The 17834-nt window shown below is 68.1% G+C and carries 15 protein-coding genes and 2 tRNA genes; 12 read left to right on the forward strand and 5 right to left on the reverse strand.

All coding sequences use genetic code 11. The annotated features are described in order from the left end of the window. Positions 1 to 133 precede the first annotated feature (133 nt). The 11 genes from AZC_RS14575 (at position 134) to AZC_RS14625 (ending at position 13766) form a co-directional block, all read left to right on the forward strand. A tRNA-Cys gene (locus tag AZC_RS14575) sits at positions 134 to 207 on the forward strand. 219 nt (positions 208 to 426) lie between these two features. After that, positions 427 to 2262, forward strand: a complete 1836-nt coding sequence (locus tag AZC_RS14580) for an ABC transporter ATP-binding protein (protein WP_043880342.1) — start codon at positions 427 to 429, stop codon at positions 2260 to 2262. Between the two features lie 183 nt (positions 2263 to 2445). Continuing rightward, positions 2446 to 2520 (forward strand) — tRNA-Asn (locus AZC_RS14585). 118 nt (positions 2521 to 2638) lie between these two features. Then, positions 2639 to 3700, forward strand: a complete 1062-nt coding sequence (locus AZC_RS14590; RefSeq protein WP_012171345.1) for a hypothetical protein — start codon at positions 2639 to 2641, stop codon at positions 3698 to 3700. 99 nt (positions 3701 to 3799) lie between these two features. Then, positions 3800 to 5935, forward strand: a complete 2136-nt coding sequence (locus AZC_RS14595) for a hypothetical protein (RefSeq protein ID WP_012171346.1) — start codon at positions 3800 to 3802, stop codon at positions 5933 to 5935. Positions 5936 to 5938: 3 nt separating this feature from the next. Continuing rightward, entirely contained in the window at positions 5939 to 6388 is a 450-nt protein-coding gene (locus AZC_RS24470; protein WP_012171347.1) for a DUF3592 domain-containing protein, read from the forward strand. Positions 6389 to 6505: 117 nt separating this feature from the next. Beyond that, the gene (locus AZC_RS14605; protein WP_012171348.1) at positions 6506 to 7960 is read left to right on the forward strand and encodes a cryptochrome/photolyase family protein; all 1455 of its coding nucleotides are present in this window, start codon (positions 6506 to 6508) and stop codon (positions 7958 to 7960) included. 115 nt (positions 7961 to 8075) lie between these two features. Further along, the gene (locus AZC_RS14610) at positions 8076 to 9107 is read left to right on the forward strand and encodes a cysteine synthase A (RefSeq protein ID WP_012171349.1); all 1032 of its coding nucleotides are present in this window, start codon (positions 8076 to 8078) and stop codon (positions 9105 to 9107) included. A gap of 29 nt (positions 9108 to 9136) precedes the next feature. Next, complete coding sequence (gene sseA, locus AZC_RS14615; RefSeq protein WP_012171350.1) at positions 9137 to 9979, forward strand: 3-mercaptopyruvate sulfurtransferase; 843 nt, start codon at positions 9137 to 9139, stop codon at positions 9977 to 9979. A gap of 175 nt (positions 9980 to 10154) precedes the next feature. After that, positions 10155 to 11855: a methyl-accepting chemotaxis protein gene (locus AZC_RS26285; RefSeq protein WP_012171351.1), complete on the forward strand. Its 1701-nt coding sequence runs from the start codon at positions 10155 to 10157 to the stop codon at positions 11853 to 11855. 210 nt (positions 11856 to 12065) lie between these two features. Beyond that, positions 12066 to 13766 carry a methyl-accepting chemotaxis protein gene (locus AZC_RS14625; RefSeq protein ID WP_043879411.1) on the forward strand — a complete coding sequence of 567 codons (1701 nt, stop codon included), beginning with the start codon at positions 12066 to 12068 and terminating at the stop codon, positions 13764 to 13766. 91 nt (positions 13767 to 13857) lie between these two features. On the opposite strand, the gene AZC_RS14630 is transcribed toward AZC_RS14625, so the two are convergent. From AZC_RS14630 to AZC_RS26290, 3 genes are all read right to left on the reverse strand, one after another. Beyond that, on the reverse strand, positions 13858 to 14292 hold the full coding sequence (locus tag AZC_RS14630) for a DUF1489 family protein (protein ID WP_012171353.1): 435 nt from the start codon (positions 14290 to 14292) through the stop codon (positions 13858 to 13860). An 18-nt stretch (positions 14293 to 14310) separates the two neighbouring features. Further along, positions 14311 to 14982 (reverse strand): glutathione S-transferase family protein, encoded by a 672-nt coding sequence (locus tag AZC_RS14635; RefSeq protein WP_012171354.1) that lies wholly within the window; start codon positions 14980 to 14982, stop codon positions 14311 to 14313. Between the two features lie 75 nt (positions 14983 to 15057). After that, a complete protein-coding gene (locus AZC_RS26290) occupies positions 15058 to 15183 on the reverse strand; it encodes a hypothetical protein (protein ID WP_274532288.1) in 126 nt (41 codons plus the stop codon). A gap of 197 nt (positions 15184 to 15380) precedes the next feature. Here AZC_RS26290 and AZC_RS14640 point away from each other — a divergent pair, with 197 nt between their 5' ends. Beyond that, positions 15381 to 15710 carry a DUF3253 domain-containing protein gene (locus tag AZC_RS14640; protein ID WP_012171355.1) on the forward strand — a complete coding sequence of 110 codons (330 nt, stop codon included), beginning with the start codon at positions 15381 to 15383 and terminating at the stop codon, positions 15708 to 15710. On the opposite strand, the gene AZC_RS14645 is transcribed toward AZC_RS14640, so the two are convergent. Together AZC_RS14645 and AZC_RS14650 are read right to left on the reverse strand one after the other, a co-directional pair. Beyond that, the gene (locus tag AZC_RS14645; protein ID WP_012171356.1) at positions 15711 to 16526 is read right to left on the reverse strand and encodes a YdcF family protein; all 816 of its coding nucleotides are present in this window, start codon (positions 16524 to 16526) and stop codon (positions 15711 to 15713) included. 102 nt (positions 16527 to 16628) lie between these two features. After that, on the reverse strand, positions 16629 to 17801 hold the full coding sequence (locus tag AZC_RS14650) for an isovaleryl-CoA dehydrogenase (protein WP_012171357.1): 1173 nt from the start codon (positions 17799 to 17801) through the stop codon (positions 16629 to 16631). Positions 17802 to 17834 lie beyond the last annotated feature (33 nt).

Genomic DNA, 17834 nt, shown 5'->3' on the forward strand with positions numbered 1-17834 from the left:
GAAGTAACGCTTTCAAGACGCACGCAATGACGCGGCGGTGGGGATTTCAGGCCGGTTTTCAGCGCCATCCCCAACCGCTGCATCCGCCCCTCTTGCCCCCGGCGTCCGAGTGCTTTAGGTAGCCGGCACGTGAGGCCACGTGGCGGAGTGGTTACGCAGAGGACTGCAAATCCTTGCACCCCGGTTCGATTCCGGGCGTGGCCTCCAGTTCAGCGACCCCGCCGTGCCCCGTCCGCCCGGTCGCCTGAAGGCCCGCAGATGGCCCGCTGCTTCTCCCCTTGAAGGAAGATCGGTCGCCACCGGGCGATGTGCCGTGCCGCAACGTCGGCGCGAGCGCCCGCCGCGGCTGAGCCTCCGCGGCAATTGACTTGCCGCCGGGATGGCGGTTGATGGATCGGCGCGCACGGCTCGCGCCTGGAGATGTTCATGAGCTTCCAACCGTTGGATCGCCTGCGGGCATCCATGGACAAGAGCGAGAGCTTCAGCGTGCTGCGGCGCCTGTTCCTCGCGGACGGACGTCGACACTGGAAAGGCTACGCCACCGCCTTCGCCTTCATGGGCCTGATGGCCTTCTCGACCGCCGGCATGGCCTGGCTGATGCGCGATGCGGTGAACACCATCTTCGTCACCCCCACCTTCTGGGGCGTCTGGATGGTGGCGCTCGGCGTCATGGGCCTCTCGCTCGTCAAGGGCGTCTCCGCCTACGGCCAGAATGTCACCATGGCGCGGGTCGGCAACCGCATCGTCGCCGACAACCAGAAGAAGGTCTTCGACCACCTTCTGGGGCAGGACATCTCCTATTTCGCCGCCCGCCACACGGCGGACATCTCCATGCGCCTCCAGAACGGTGCCAATTCGGCCCGCGACGCGCTGAACCTCGTCATCACCTCCATCGGCCGCGACGCCCTGTCCCTGGTGTCGCTGGTATCCGTGGCGGTGGTGCAGGACCCCTCCCTCGCGCTGGTCGCGGTGGTGCTGATGCCGGCGGCGGTGATCGGCACCCGCAAGCTGATCAAGAAGGCCAAGAGCATCTTCCGCAAGGAGTTCGCCAGCGGCGTGAAGCTCTCCTCCATCACGCTGGAGGTCATCCAGGGCATGCGCACGGTGAAGGCCTACGGGCTGGAAGAGACCATGCGCGGCCGCGTCCATACCTATGTGAACGACGTGGAGCGCGCCGCCAACAAGCTGGTGCGTACGCAGGCCAAGTCGAGCCCGCTCATGGAGACGCTGGGCGGCTTCGCCATCGGCGGCGTGATCCTCTATGCCGGCTACAACGTGATGTTCGTGGGCAAGAGCCCCGGCGAGTTCTTCTCGGTGCTCACCGCGCTGCTGCTGGCCTATGAGCCGGCCAAGCGCCTCGCCCGCTTCCATGTGGACCTCACCGCCCATGTGATCGGCGCCCACATGCTGTTCGAGATGCTCGACCTGCCGGCCGCCGAGACCGACGACGCGGCACGCCCGTCGCTTCCGGCCGGTGCCGGGCGCGTCGCCTTCGAGGACGTGGTGTTCGGCTATCGGCCCGGCGAACCGGTGCTGCGCGGCTTCAACTTCGTGGCCGAGCCGGGCCAGACGACGGCCCTCGTCGGCCCGTCCGGCGGCGGCAAGACCACCGTCATCAATCTCATCGAGCGCTTCTACTCGCCCGCCTCCGGCGTCGTGAGCATCGACGGCAACGATGTCACGCAGTTCAACCGTCACTCGGTGCGCGCCCTCACCGCGCTCGTGAGCCAGGATGTCTATCTGTTCTCCGGAACCGTGCGCGAGAACATCGGCTTCGGCCGGGAGGGCGCGAGCGAGGACGAGATCATCGCCGCGGCCAAGGCGGCCTATGCGCACGACTTCATCATGGGCTTCGAGAACGGCTACGACACCCATGTGGGCGAGCACGGCGCCCAGCTCTCGGGCGGCCAGCGCCAGCGCATCGCCATCGCCCGCGCCTTCCTCAAGAACGCGCCCATCCTGCTGCTGGACGAAGCCACCGCCGCCCTCGACAGCGAGAGCGAGGCGGAGGTGCAGAAGGCGCTCCAGAAGCTCCAGGCGAGCCGCACCACCATCGTCATCGCCCACCGCCTCCAGACTGTGGTGCGGGCGGACCGGATCTGCGTCGTCGAGCACGGGCAGATCGCCGAGAGCGGGCGCCACGATGAACTGATGGCGCGGCGCGGCCGCTACTACAATTTCTACCAGGTGCAGTTCGCCCACGAGCACGAGCAGGACGCCGCCGGCGAAGTGCAGGCGGAGGAAGCCCGCCTTACCGCCTGAGGAACAAGCAAAACGGACGGCGCCGGATGCGGCGCTGTCCACAAGCCGGAATGCCTTGAGGCTCAAGGGCTGGCGCGAGATATCCACCGGATCGGGAACAATCTCGCAGAAATCCGCTTTCCCTGACTTCACAACGCGCCGGTCGATTGCTACATAGCCGGCCTCGGGTTGAGAGACACCCGTTCCCCGGTAGCTCAGTGGTAGAGCAACCGGCTGTTAACCGGTTGGTCGCTGGTTCGAATCCGGCCCGGGGAGCCACATTCGAAGGGATCGAGCTTGAATGAGCTCGATCCCTTTTCGATTCTCAAGCCTGTGATTATGCTCGGGCCGGAGCCGAGCCGACCGGGTCGCGCTCCGTGTTCACGGGTTCCGTCGGATGTTCCGCTCTCGCGTGATCGCGGCCTTCGTCATGGCCAGCGCCCTTTTCACGGGGGCCGGCCCGTTTCCGGCGCGCGCGGCCGATCCTTCCCCCGTCACATTGCCCTATATCGATGCTCCGGCGGGCGGCACGGCTCTGAACCATGTGCCGCATCTGATGGTGTCCGTCGGCGGCGGGCCGGCGCGGCGCGCGGTGCTCGACACCGGGTCAACCGGCCTCGTCATCGCCGCCAAGGCGATTCCGGATTTCGAGCACCTGCCCCGCATCGGGCCACGCAGCATCACCTATCGCAGCTCCGGGCGCGTCGTGCATGGCGTGATGGTTCTGGTGCCCGTGACCATCACCGGCGCCGACGGCACGTCCGTGACCACGACGCCGATTCCCGTGCTGGCCACCCAATGGCGCGACTGCCTGCCCCATGCCCGGCGCTGCGTGCCGGCGCGCGACCTCAATGAAGGCGCCATGATCGGCATCGGCTACGGCCATGAGGCCACTAACGCCAAGGTCAGCGGGGCGGCGAAGAACCCCTTCCTCCATGTGGCCGGCATGGACGCCGCAGGCCCCTTGCGACCCGGCTATGTGGTCACCCGCAGCGCCGTCACGGTGGGGCTGCCGCCGACGCTGCCGGAGGGTTTCAGCCTCGTGCGGCTGGACCGGCAGCGCGGCAATGGCGACTGGAGCCTGCCGCCCGCCTGCGTGCGGCTCGACGGCGCCAAGCCGCTGTGCGGGCCGCTCAGCGTGGATACGGGCATTCCGGACATGATCCTCACCCTGCCTTATGCGGTGCGCCGCCGCCTGGCCGGGCCGCGCGGCTACCTGCCGCCGCCGAACCGCATCGACGTCAGCGTCGGCCGGGGCGCGGAGCCTGCGGCGCAGTATGTGTTCAGCATCGGTGCCCGCGACAGCGCGAGCCCGCCGGGCACCGACCCGCGCCGGGTTCTTCTGGCCGCCGAGCCGCACCCCATCCGCGTGAACACGGGCCTGCGTTTCCTCAACGCCTATGACATCATCTACGACCCGGTGGGCGGGCAGGCCGGCTATCGTCCGCATCCGCTCTGAGGCGGCCGGCATCCGTCGGGGGACGGCAAAGCCCACGCACAGCGTGAACCATCCACACAGCTTGAGCGTTAGCACAGGGTCCATGAGGAACCCGCACGCTTGACCCAGACGACGCCCCTTGAGGATTTCGCCAGCGCCCTGCGCGCCCGTCTTGCAGCCCCTGATCCCGATGCTGCGCTGATCGCCTTTCGTGACGCGGTGCTGGACGCCGCCGATCTCATCGGCACGCAGGCGGAGACCGACCCGCGCGGCAAGAGCCCCATCGCTGGTCTCGCCGCCGTGCTCCTCACGCGGGCCTTTCTTCGCAGCGGCGTGCCGGAGGCGGTGGCACCCTTCCTTTCCGCCTTCGCCGTGCGCTGGGCGAAAGCCCCGCCGCCGGCGGCTCTGGAGCGCGCGCCGTGGCTCGCGGCGCGGGTGTCCAGCCAGCGGCCGCTCAGCGATCCGGAGGATGCGCTCGACTATCTGCGGATCAGCTATCCCTATCTCGAAGGCGTCTTCATCGAACTGGCGGCGGCACGCGGCGATCAGGCAGAGCTCGTCTCCCGCATCTGCGCCTTTGCGAGCTACCGCCGGCAGAAGAATGACGCGCGTGGCCAAGGCCCGCTGGCGGCCGACATCGCGGAACGGGCGGAGGCGGAGCGCTATGGCCCCTTCCGCTATGATCCCGGTTTCGTCCTGGAAAAGCAGTTGGAGGCCTTCCGCCTCGGCCCACTGGACGGGCGGCTGGAGACGGTGCGGGCGTTCGAGGCGCTGACGCTCGAGAATGCGCTGCTCAGCCGGCAGCCGGCGCGCGCCCTGCCGCTCATCGACGAACGGCTGGAGGTGCATCTCTCGGGCCCCATCGCCGATGGCGAACATTTCGTCTTCAATGCCATCTGCGTCCTCTCCGTGCTCGGCGCGTTCGACCGCGCGCTCGACGCAGCCCGGCGGCTGATCCGGCGCGGCTATGGGCTGCCGTGGCGCTTCCTCAAGGACCGCTCCGACAGGGACTGGACCCGCGAGATGGGGCAGGACGAATGGCTGGCGCCCCTCCACGCGCTGCCAGCCTATGACGCCTTCCTCGCCGAATACGTGCTGGCGCCGCCCTCCCCTCCCGAAGGCCCTGCCCTCACCCCGCCCTGTGCCGTGCACGACGGCGTCCTCGGCGGCAAGGCCAGCAAGAGATGCTTCATCTCGGGTAAGACGGTTGCGCCGGGAACCGGGATCGTGCGGGTGCGCCGCCTGCGGGGCATCAGCGCGGAGAGCGATTTCAACCTGGCGGACAAGGCCGCCTTCGAGGCCTCGGACTGGCAGGCAGCGCGGGTTGCGCTGGAAACCTGCACCATGCCCGTAAACTGGCTGTTTCCGGACCCGCGGCTCCAGCACGGCACGTGGGACAGCCCCCACGTCGCAGCCTTCTGCTTCGACGTGGCCCGTGCTCCGGAAAAGCTCGACATCCAGCGGGCGGTGGACCTGCTCGCCGCGTTCGAGCCGCCGCCCATGCGCTTCCTCTGGACGCCCGAGCGCTACCAGTGGCGCGAGCCCTTCGCGCCCTGTGCGGGCGACGACATGCACGGCGACGCGGCCCGGCTCGCCTGGCGCCTCGTGCGCACGGGGCATGGCGCGGAGATGCTGCGCCGCGCCTCAGCCCTGCCGCAGATCGAAGGCGACAAGCTCGTCGCGCTGCTCGCCACCTTCGACATCCCGGAGCTGCGGGCGGGCGCCGCCCGGCACTTCGACCTGCCGGACCTGCCGGAGATCATGCACCTCGTCTTCGCCAGCCGGCTGACCTTCGAGGATCATCTGCGGCTTGCCGATTATGGTTCGGCCCACCCCCGCTTCCGCGCCGCCATGGTGGCGGCCATGCGGGCCTATGGGGTGCATCTCTATTCCAACAGCCACGTCACCGCGGACTGGTTCCTTCAGGGGCTGGAACACTATGCCTATGCGCACGGGTGCCAGCTCCTGTTTCTCCTCATCCACCATCCGCAGGAGGACCCGGTGCTCGCGAAGGTGCTGGAGACGGGCTGGCTGCCGCGCAACCACAACACCTATGACGGCTACGACAATGCCGCGCCCTTCTATCTTCGCGCGGCGATGTTCCACATCGCCCTCCACCAGCCGGACGCGCTCGACGTCTGGGTGGACAGTGCGCGCCTCAGGGACATCAGCACCATGGCCAAGGATCGCGAGACCTTCCGCCTCATGGAAGCCCATCGGAAGAAGAAAACCGGCCGCCGGAAGACGGGGACCTGAGCCATGAGCATGCTGCGCGCCATCGGCTTCATTTTCTTCGTGCTGGGCCTCGGCTTTCTCATCGCCTGCGGCGCGCTGACCTGGCACACGGACCGCTTCATCCGCACCGCCGCGCGGGCGCTGGGCGTGGTGATCGCGCTCGATGCCAGCCGCAGCGACGGCAAGACCTATTACGCGCCGGTGGTGCGCTTCCGCACGGCGGAAGGACGGGAGCTGATGTTCACCAGCAAATGGCGGTCGCATCCTGCCGACTTCGACGTGGGGGAACAGGTGGAGGTGCTCTATCCGCCGGACCGGCCGGGCGATGCCAGCATCGGCAGCCTCTGGCAGCAGCGGGGCGTCAGCCTCATCCTCGGCTTCATGGCCTTCGTCTTTCTGGTGGTCGGCGTCTGCGGCATCGTCTTCGGCCGCGTGCCGAAGGCTCCGGCGCCTGCCGCCCCACCGTCTTCCTGAGGGCGGCGCGCCGTCGCGTTACCATCCTCCGTCCGCGAGGCGTATGATCCTCCCGTCTGGTCCGCGCGTAATCGCCTCGGGTCCGCGCGCGGCTGGCCCGGAAGAGGGAGAACAGCCATGAGCGCCGCCGGCACCGCCGTCATCTGGTTCCGAGACGACCTGCGCCTTGCGGACAATCCCGCGCTCGCCGCCGCGGCCGCCAGCGGGCGGCGGGTCCTCGCGCTTTATGTGCTGGACGAGGACAGCCCCGGCGTCCGCGCGCTCGGCGGCGCCGCGCTCTGGTGGCTGGCGGGATCGCTGCGGGCGCTGAAGGCGGAACTCGGCCAGCATGGCGTGCCCCTCGTGCTGCGGCGGGGGGAGGCCGGGCGCATCGTGCCGGACGTGGCGCGTGCCGCGGGTGCCGACCTCGTCGCCTTCAACTGGCGGGCGGGCAAGGCGGAGCAGGCGGTGGACGAGGCGGTGGCCCGCCATCTTTCGGCCGCCGGCGTGACGGTGGAGCGCACGCTCGGCCATCTGCTCCACGCGCCCGGCAGCGTGCGGGGCACGGGCGGCGGCCTGCCGCGCACCTTCTCCTCCTTCATGCGGGCGGCGGTGAAGGGGCGCGACATCGGCCGCACCCTGCCCGTTCCGCGCCTCAACGGCGCCGCGCCCCTGCCCTGCGATGATCTGGAGGAGTGGGCGCTTGAGCCGACACAGCCCGACTGGGCCGGCGGACTGCGCACCACATGGCATCCCGGCGAAGCGGCGGCGCGAGCCCGGCTCGAAGCCTTCCTCGCCGATGGTCTTGCCGGCTATGGCGAAGGCCGCGACCGGCCGGACCAGACCCATGTGTCGCGCCTTTCGCCCTATCTGCGCTTCGGGGAGATCTCGCCCCGGCAGGTGCTGCTGGCGGCGCTCGCCGCGGGCGATGCGGGCACCGTCCCGGCCAAGGACGTGCAGAAGTTCGAGGCCGAGCTCTACTGGCGGGAATTCTCCCACCATCTCCTCTTTGCGGTGCCGGACCTCGCGCGCCGCAACCTGCAAGCCTCCTTCGACGCCTTCCCGTGGCGCGAATGCCCCGGCGACCTCAAGAAATGGCAGAAGGGCCGCACCGGCTATCCCATCGTGGACGCGGGCATGCGCCAGCTCTGGCAGACCGGCTGGATGCACAATCGCGTGCGCATGATCGTCGCCTCCTTCCTCTGCAAGCACCTCCTGTTGCCCTGGCAGGATGGCGAACTGTGGTTCTGGGACACGCTGGTGGATGCGGACCTCGCCAACAATGCCGCAAGCTGGCAGTGGGTGGCGGGCTCGGGCGCCGACGCCGCGCCCTATTTCCGCATCTTCAATCCGGTGCTTCAGGGCGAGAAATTCGATCCCGAGGGCACCTATGTGCGCACCTATGTGCCCGAGCTGAAGGACGTGCCCGCCCGCCTCATCCACCAGCCCTGGAGCGCGCCGCTGGAGTTGACGCGATACGGCGTGCGGCTCGGCCGCGACTATCCCGAGCCCATGGTGGAGCATGGCGCCGCCCGCGACAGAGCGCTGCGGGCATTCGAGCATACCCGCAAGGATCTGCGCTCGGCGGGCTGATCCCGCCGCCCCGCCCCTCCTCTCTTTCAAAGCTCCCCGCGCCACGGGACCGGCGGCGCGGTTGCCGCCGCCTGCCCCCTTGGCTAGATTGCACGGAACAATCAGGGTGGTTCAGATGAATTTCCGTGACGGACTTGTGGAATCCATCGGCAATACGCCGCTCATCAAGCTGAAGAAGGCGTCCGAACTCACGGGCTGCACCATCCTCGGCAAGGCCGAGTTCATGAACCCCGGCCAGTCGGTGAAGGACCGCGCCGCGCTCGGCATCATCCGCGACGCCATCGCCAAGAAGCAGATCGAGCCCGGCGGCGTCATTGTCGAGGGCACGGCGGGCAATACCGGCATCGGCCTCGCGCTGGTGGCCGCCCCCTTCGGCTTCAAGACCGTCATCGTCATTCCCGAGACCCAGTCGCAGGAAAAGAAGGACATGCTGCGGCTTGCTGGCGCGACCCTCGTGGAAGTGCCGGCGGTGGCGTATGCTAACCCCAACAATTACGTGAAGGTCTCCGGCCGCCTCGCGCAGGAGATCGCCAAGACCGCCCCGCACGGCGCCATCTGGGCCAACCAGTTCGACAATGTCGCCAACCGGCAGGCGCATATCGACACCACCGGCCCGGAAATCTGGGATCAGACGGACGGAAAGGTGGACGGCTTCGTGAGCGCGGTGGGCACCGGCGGGACCTTTGCCGGTGTCGGCATGGCGCTGAAGGCGCGCAACAAGGACGTGAAGATCGCCCTCGCCGATCCGCTCGGGGCCGCGCTCTATTCCTATTACACCACGGGTGAACTGAAGGCCGAGGGCTCCTCCATCACCGAGGGCATCGGACAGGGCCGCATCACCGCGAACCTTGAGGATGCGCCGGTGGACCATGCCTTCCAGATCACCGACGAGGAGGCCGTGCCCATCGTCTTCGATCTCCTGGAGCACGAGGGCCTGTGCCTCGGCGGCTCGTCCGGCATCAACATCGCCGGCGCCATCCGCCTCGCGAAGGAGCTGGGACCGGGGCACACGATCGTAACCATCCTGTGCGATTACGGGACGCGCTATCAGTCGAAGCTGTTCAATCCGGACTTTCTGCGCTCCAAGAACCTGCCGGTGCCCGCCTGGCTCGAAGCCAGGGCGGATGTGCCGAACGTGCTCGTCTGATCCTCTCTCCTCCCCTTCGAGGCCCGCTCATGACCGCCACCACCTTCGTCTCCACCGAATGGCTCGCCGCCAACCTCGGCACCCCCGGCCTCGTGGTGGTGGACGGCTCCTGGCACATGCCCGCCACGGGCCGCGACAGGCGGGCGGAATATGAGGCCGCGCACATTCCCGGCGCGGTCTTCTTCGATCTCGACGGCATTTCGGCCCATGACACCGACCTGCCCCACATGCTGCCCGGCGCGGAGGCCTTCGCGGCGGCGGTGGGCGCGCTCGGCATTTCGGAGAAGAGCCGCATCGTGGTCTATGACGCCGCCGGTTTGTTCTCGGCGCCGCGCGTGTGGTGGACCTTCAAGGCCTTCGGCGCAACGGATGTTGCGATTCTCGACGGCGGCCTGCCCAAGTGGACGTCGGAAGGCCGGCCGACCGAACAGGGGACGGTAACACCCGCGCCGCAGACCTTCTCGGCGCAGCTCGATGCATCCATCGTGGCGGATATCAGCCGCATTGAGCGGGTTCTCACGGATGGTGCCGCCCAGGTCCTGGATGCCCGCGCGGCGGAGCGTTTCGCCGGTGTGGCGCCCGAGCCGCGTCCCGGCCTGCCCTCAGGGCATATGCCCGGCGCCTTCAACCTGCCGGTCGGCAAGGTGGTGCGCGACGGCCGCCTCGTGTCGCCGGACGAGATCCGCAGCGCCGTTGCGGCCTCTGGACTCGATCTGTCCCAGCCGGTGATCACCTCCTGCGGCTCCGGCGTCACGGCGGCCATTCTCTGGGTGGCGCTGGAGACCATCGGCACCCGCCCGCAGGCGCTCTATGACGGCTCCTGGACCGAATGGGCCTCGCGCGGAAAGCCCATCGCGGTCGATCCGAAGTGAGGAAAGATCAGGCGCCCATACAACTCTAGGGCGCGAAATCGCAACCTTCGCGCAAGCTCCAGGGAAAACCCTCTCCTCGCGACGCATTTCGAGCGCGGCCAACGGCGCACGCTCCTGATACCGCAGCGTCAGTGTCGCCCCATTCGGGTCGGCAAACGGTCAAGGAGGGGGAACCATGTCCTTCAAGAATATGCCGATCATGTTGAAGATCGGCGTCGTGATCCTGCTGTTGGGCGCGTGTGCCATCGGTGGCACATTCATCGCCGGCTCCAAGGTGGCCTCGGTGTCCGAAAGTTATCAGGGCGCCATCAAGGACGATGCCGGCTTTCTGCAATTGGCGCGCCTGAACCGTCAGGTCGTTGGAGTTCAGCGGTCGATTTATCAGCTCGTGATTGCCGAAGCGCCGGAGGAGGTCAAAACGGCCGAGGACCGGCTGACTTCGACGATCAATCTGCTCGACACGCGCGTGAAGGACGCCAAGGCCCTGTTGCCCAAGCTGTCCGGCCAGATCGACCAGATCGCATCGGACATCAAAGGCGCGCTCGCCGGCAGCGCCTGCGGTCCGACCATCAAGGCCGCCCGCGAGACCTCTGGCGCGGAGGCGATCGTCAAGGCAGGACGCATGATGGTCAACGAATGCGATCCGGTGCTGCGCGGCTCCGTCGAGAGCATCACCAAGCTGATCGATGCGGCGGTCATCGAGAACAAGAAGTCTCTCTCGGAGCTGGAAGCCGCCACTGCCAGCACGATCATGTCCCTCAACATTGTGATGGGCCTTGCTGTCTTCGTGTCGCTCGTCATCGCCGGTCTGGTGGCCCGTTTCGGCATCGTGAAGCCCATCAACGGCCTGCTTGCGGTGATGACGCAGATCCAGAGTGGCAATCTCTCCGTGACGGTGCCGGACACCGAGCGCCGCGACGAAGTGGGCACCATCGCCAAGAGCGTCGAGACGTTCCGCCAGGGCCTTGAGGAAGCCGAGCGCCTGCGGCAGGAGGCGGCCCTTCAGGAGCAGCGTTCCGCCGAGAAGGTGCGCAATGAGCGTCTCCAGATCGCCTCGAACTTCGAGGCCACCATGGGCGCGCTCGCCCGTGCCTTCGCCCAGTCCTCGCAGGAGATGTCAGAAGCCGCCCGCAGCCTCGCGGCGACCGCCGAGGAAACCTCCCGTCAGGCGGAAGCCGTGGGCGGGGCGGCGGAGGAAGCCAGCACCAATGTGAGCACGGTTGCCGCCTCCACCGAGGAGATGACCGCCTCCATCCGCGAGATCGCGGCGCAGGTGACCCAGACGGCCACCATCGCCACGGCCGCCGCCAGCGAAACCGCCCGCACCCAGACGGAGATCATCGAGCTCTCCCAGTCGGCGGCCAAGATCGGCGAAGTGGTGGATCTCATCACCAACATCGCCAGCCAGACCAACCTGCTGGCGCTCAATGCCACCATCGAGGCGGCGCGCGCCGGCGAGATGGGCAAGGGCTTTGCCGTCGTGGCGCAGGAGGTGAAGCAGCTCGCCGCCCAGACCGCCAAGGCCACCGAGGAAATCGCCGGCAAGGTGGGCGAGATCCAGCAGGCCACCAACCGCTCGGTGGAATCCATCGACCGCATCGTGACCACCATCGGCCAGATCCAGACGGCGGCCTCCACCGTCGCCTCCGCGGTCGAGGAACAGGGCGCCGCCACCGCCGAGATCGCCAGCAACACCCAGCAGGCGGCGCGCGGGACGGAGACGGTGAACCACAACATCGCCGGCGTCGGCCGCGCCGCCGAGATGACCGGCGCCGCTTCCAGCCAGCTCATGACGCTGTCCCAGTCCATCACCAGCCAGGCCCAGCAGCTCAAGCTGGAAGTGGAACAGGTGGTGGCGAACCTGCGCGCCGGCTAAGCCCCCAGCCAACCGCAGTGAGGAAGGGCTCCGTGCCTCGCGCACGGGGCTCTTTTCACGCCTTGCGGCAATTGGGCCCATGACAGGCGATTACAAGGCTCGCGCAAGCATGCGGTACGCTCATACATCCACCACATGAGCGGTTTGCCGGTCCCGTTGTGTTGGGCTGGGGGGAACAGCCGTCCCCATGTGCCAGTGATGGGGGATCGCATGTCTTTCAAAAACCTATCGGTCATGCTCAAGATCGGCGCGATTGTTCTGATGCTCAGCGCATGTGCTGGCGTCGGCGTAGCACTGCTGAGCAGTCAGTTGCACACCGTGATCGGCACCTACGATGCCGTCATCAAGAATGACGAAGCCGCAGTGCTGGCTCTCGTCCGGTACAATCGCCAGGTCGCCGTGCTCCAGCGCGCCCTCTATCAGATCGCGGTGGCGTCGACGCCGGAACAGTCGGCGGCGGCCGACAAGGAGCTGTCGGATGCCCTGGCAGCCATGAACAACCGCCTCAAGGAAGCCAAGGCGGCGTCCGAGCAGGTTGGTGCGATCGCCCAGTCGTTCAGCGCACGGGTGGACGCGGCCATGGCGAGCCCCTGCGGCCCCGTGATCAAATTCGCTCGCGAGGCGATGGACCCGCAGTCCATCGTCACCGCCGGCCAGCGCATGACCAACGAGTGCGATGCCGCCCTGAAGCCCATCGGGCAGGAGATCGTGCGAGCCAATGATCGCATAACGGCGGAGTTGAACCAGCGCACCGACGCCGTGCGCGACGATGCGCTGCGCCTCGCCACGCTCATCACCACCGCGCTCGCCATCGCCGTCCTCGTCTGCTTCGGCCTCGGCTTCGCCGTCGCCCGCTATGGCATCGTGGTGCCCATCAATCGCGTGCTCGGCGTGATGTCGGACATCCAGGCCGGCAAGCTTCAGGTCAAGGTGCCTGATACGGATCGCGGTGACGAGGTGGGCACCATCGCCAAGAGCGTGGAAACCTTCCGCCAGGGCCTTGAGGAAGCCGAGCGCCTGCGGCAGGAGGCCGCCCTTCAGGAGCAGCGTTCCGCCGAGAAGGTGCGCAACGAGCGCCTCCAGATCGCGGCGAATTTCGAGGCGACCATGGGCAATCTCGCCCGCGCCTTCGCGCAGTCGTCCCACGAGATGTCCGATGCCGCCCGGAGCCTTGCCGCCACCGCCGAGGAGACCTCCCGCCAGGCGGAAGCCGTGGGCGGGGCGGCCGAGGAAGCCAGCACCAACGTGAACACCGTCGCCGCCTCCACCGAGGAGATGACCGCCTCCATCCGCGAGATTTCGGCGCAGGTCTCGCAGACCGCCACCATCGCCACCGCCGCCGCGGCGGAAACCTCCCGCACGCAGACCGAGATCATCGAGCTCTCCCAGTCGGCGGCCAAGATCGGCGAAGTGGTGGATCTCATCACCAACATCGCCAGCCAGACCAACCTGCTGGCGCTCAACGCCACCATCGAGGCAGCACGCGCCGGCGAGAGTGGCAAGGGCTTCGCCGTGGTGGCGCAGGAGGTGAAGCAGCTCGCCGCCCAGACCGCCAAGGCCACCGAGGAGATCGCCGGCAAGGTGGGCGAGATCCAGCAGGCCACCAACCGCTCGGTGGAATCCATCGACCGCATCGTGACCACCATCGGCCAGATCCAGACGGCGGCCTCCACCGTCGCCTCGGCGGTCGAGGAACAGGGCGCCGCCACCGCCGAGATTGCCAGCAACACCCAGCAGGCGGCGCGCGGCACGGAGACGGTGAACCACAACATCGCCGGCGTCGGCCGCGCCGCCGAAATGACCGGCGCTGCGTCCAGCCAGCTCATGACGCTGTCCCAGTCGATCACCGACCAGGCCCAGCAGCTCAAGCGGGAAGTGGAACAGGTGGTGGCGAACCTGCGGGCCGGCTGATCGCCACTATCTCTTGGAAACAAAACGGAAAGGGCCCCGCACGGGGCCCTTTCACGCATTCCGGGACGGATGTTCGAGGCGCAGCACGCCGCTACATGAGCCCCAGCGCGCGCAGCTCCCGACGCATCTCCTCGGGCAGCTCCTCGCCGCCGGTTCCCTCGCGCAGATCGGCGGGCGCCTCCTGCGCCTTGAGATAGCGCCAGCCCTGGAAGGGGCGCGAGGGGCGCGGCGCCACCTTGAGCACGGCCGGGTCCAGCACCAGATGGCAGCGGCGGATGCCGTCCGCATCCACGAAGGGGCGCACGTCCGTCAGCTTCTGGCGGCAGGCCACCTCGCCCTTGATGACCCAGTAGAGCGAGCCGCCGTCCAGCAGTTCGTCCACACGGGTCGGCACCATGCGGGTGGTATGCACCTGCTCGACGGCAAGGCCGAGCCGCCGCTTCTCGTCGAGGCGCTCGGCGATCCAGTCCTCGAGATCGGCGACGGAAGTCGCGCCGACGCACAGCTTCAGCAGATGGAGCGGCATGGTCTCGACGTTTCGGGTTCAGCGCTTGACGGTGGGCCAGTCGATCTCGTCCTCGGCCACCACCCAGCTTTCCTGGAGGGCCGCCTCGCGCCAGCGCACGAAGGCGGGATGGGCGTGGATGGCGTCCACATAGACCGCGCTCACCGGATCGAGGGCGACCCCGTAGGTGCGCAGCCGCGTGGCGACCGGCGCATACATGGCGTCCGCCGCACCGAAGGCGCCGAAGAGGAACGGGCCGGCGCCGCCGAACCGGGCGCGCGCCGCGGTCCAGAGGGCGCAGATGCGGTCCACGTCCTTGCGCACGGGCGCATCGATGGGCCGCGGCTCGACCGGGCGGGCGAGGTTCATGGGCAACGCGTTGCGCAGCGCACCGAAGCTGGCGTGCATCTCGGCGGAGATGGCCTGCGCCATGGCGCGGGCGAGCGGATCCTGCGGCCAGAGGCCCGCCTCGGGGTGGCGCTCAGCCACATAGGAGATGATGGCGAGGGATTCCCACACCACCGCCTCGCCGTCGATCAGCACCGGCACGCGGCCGGCGGTGCCGAGCCCGGCCAGACGGGCCTGGAAGGCATCGCTGCCGAGGGGCACAAGCTCCTCGGTGAACGGAATGTCGGCGGCGGCCAGCGCGAGCCAGGGCCGCAGCGACCACGAGGAATAGGTCTTGTTGGCGATGATCAGTCGATAAGCCATCCCGCAAGCCTCCGATGGAGCAGAACGCCGGATGGCGGCTATGCCAGACGCCTGACCCGCCGGATTGCAGGGTGCCTAGCGCATCGCCATCAGGGTCGCGTCAAACCCGCCGAAGACATAGGCGATGGCGACGCAAAGGCCAAATGCGGTGAGCGCGATGCGCGCGAAGCACCAGCAGGACCGTCCGTTTTTTGCGCTCATGATGAGACGACGAACCTTCTTACAGTCGCGACCTGCTGCCGCCACGGTCCGGAGAACGCAGGCGCAGCATTTCGAGTGTCGCTTTGGTTAATGAAACGTGAACGTATGCGCAATCCCCCAAGCTTGCAGCCCACAGGTTTTCATGGCTGGCCTGCGTTGGGCTTGCATCTCACGGGGTCCGGTGCGAGGACGGCGCCATGACCGACAAACCGATCACCGACCGACCGATCGACGACCGCTCCGCCAGCGAAAACGCGCCCCAGGGCGCCCTGCCCTCCGACGCCGAGGTGGAGGCCTCGATCCTCGCCATGGCCCGCGCCCGCGAGGACGGCAAGAGCATCGATCCGTCCGACGTCGCCAAGGCGTTCGGTCCCGGCGAGAACTGGCAGCGCGTGCTGCCGATCGTGCGCCGCGTCGCCGTGCGCCTTGCCAAGGAAGGCCGCCTCCTCATCTATCGCAAGGGCAAGCCCGTGGACCCGGAGGCGTTTCGCGGCGTCTACCGCCTCGGCCTGCCGCGCGAGGACTGATCAGCGGGCCGCAGGCTCCGGCGCCGGAAACAGCGCCGGGATGCGGCCGGAGGCATAATAGGCACCGAGCCCCATCCATTCGCGCACCGCGATGTCGGTGATGTCGAGGCCGCTCGCCACCCGGCGGAACACGCCGTTGAGCCGCCCCGGTCCAAGCGTGCGGTAGTCCACAGGATAGGCCGTCACCGGAAAGCCCACCTCGCGGAAGCACCCGATCGCCCGCGGCATGTGGAAGGCGGACGTGACGAGCAGCCACCGCTCGCCCGGCACCGGCGTGATGAGCTTGCGGGTCTCGACGGCATTCTGCGCCGTGTTGCGCGAACGGCGCTCATAAATGACCCGCGTGACGTCGAGCCCCACGTCGGCGAAAGCGAGCCGCACCGCATCCTGCGCCGCCGGCATGCTCTCGTCATATTCGCCGCTGCCGCCGGAGAAGACCAGCTTCGCCTGCGGATAGCGCCGGGCCAGCGCCGCGAAGGCGAGCACGCGCTCCGCCGCGTCATTGAGCGCGGTCACTCCGCGCACCACCGACACCTCGGGCACCTCGGCCCCGCCCAGCATGATGATGCCGTCCACCGGCCGGCCGTCACCCACGAAGGGTGGGAAGCGCTCCTCCAGCGGCGACATGAGATAATTGCCCGCCGGGGAGAAGCCGAAGCCCATCAGCCCCGCCGTCGCCAGAACCGCGAACACGAGGCCGGTACGCCTCAGCCGCAGCAGCAGCGCGGCAACGGCGAGAACGAGCAGGAAGACACAGAAATTCGACGGCGCCGCGAGGAACCAGCCTGCCTTGGAGAGGGTGTAGAAGATGCCCATCCGCCCGTCCCGACGCCGCCCCCGGCCCCGGCCGGAGGATCAGCGCCCTGATGTGACGGGACGCCCGCCGGTGCGCAAGGCCCCGGCGGGCGCGGCTACCGCTCAGGCGGTCTTTTCGAACAGTTCGCGACCGATCAGCATGCGGCGGATCTCGCTGGTACCGGCGCCGATCTCATAGAGCTTGGCGTCGCGCAGCAGGCGGCCGGTGGGATAGTCGTTGATGTAACCATTGCCGCCCAGCGTCTGGATCGCCTCCAGCGCCATCCACGTGGCCTTTTCGGCGGCGATGAGGATCGCGCCGGCCGCATCCTCGCGGGTGGTGAGGCCGCGGTCGCAGGCCTTGGCCACCGCATAGACATACGCCTTCACGGAGTTCATCGCGACGTACATGTCGGCGATCTTGCCCTGCATCAGCTGGAAGGTGCCGATGGGCTGGCCGAACTGCTTGCGCTCATGGACATAGGGAATCACCACGTCCATGCAGGCCTGCATGATGCCGATGGGGCCGCCCGCCAGCACGGCGCGCTCGTAGTCGAGGCCGGACATGAGCACGTTCACGCCGCGCCCCACCTGCCCCAGCACGTTCTCCTCGGGCACCTCGCAATCCTCGAACACCAGTTCGCCGGTGTCGGAGCCGCGCATCCCGAGCTTGTCCAGCTTCTGAGCCGTGGAGAAGCCCTTGAACCCCTTTTCGATGAGGAAGGCGGTGATGCCGCGCGCGCCGGCCGCGGGATCGGTCTTGGCATAGACCACCAGAGTCTCGGCGATGGGGCCGTTGGTGATCCACATCTTGGAGCCGTTGAGGATGTAGCGGTCGCCCTTCTTCTCCGCGCGGGTGCGCATGGAGACGACGTCCGACCCCGCGCCCGGCTCGGACATGGCGAGCGCGCCCACATGCTCGCCGGAAATGAGCTTGGGCAGGTAGCGCTGCTTCTGTTCCTGCGAGCCGTTGCGGCGGATCTGGTTCACGCACAGGTTGGAATGGGCGCCGTAGGAGAGACCGACGGAGGCCGAGGCGCGGCTGATCTCCTCCATGGCGATGACATGCTCGAGATAGCCGAGGCCCGAACCGCCATACTCCTCTTCCACCGTGAGCCCCAGGAGGCCCAGCGCCCCCAGTTCCGGCCAGAGGTCGCGGGGAAACTGGTTGCTCCGGTCGATCTCGTCGGCGCGCGGGGCGATGCGGTCCTGCGAGAAGCCGCGCACGCTGTCGCGCAGCAGATCGGCGGTCTCGCCGAGCTGGAAATCGAATCCGGTTTGGGCGTTGGCAAGCATCTGGCGTCCTCTCCCTGGCCCTGAAGGCCGTCC

The organism is Azorhizobium caulinodans ORS 571 (assembly GCF_000010525.1).
Classification (GTDB): Bacteria; Pseudomonadota; Alphaproteobacteria; order Rhizobiales; family Xanthobacteraceae; genus Azorhizobium; species Azorhizobium caulinodans.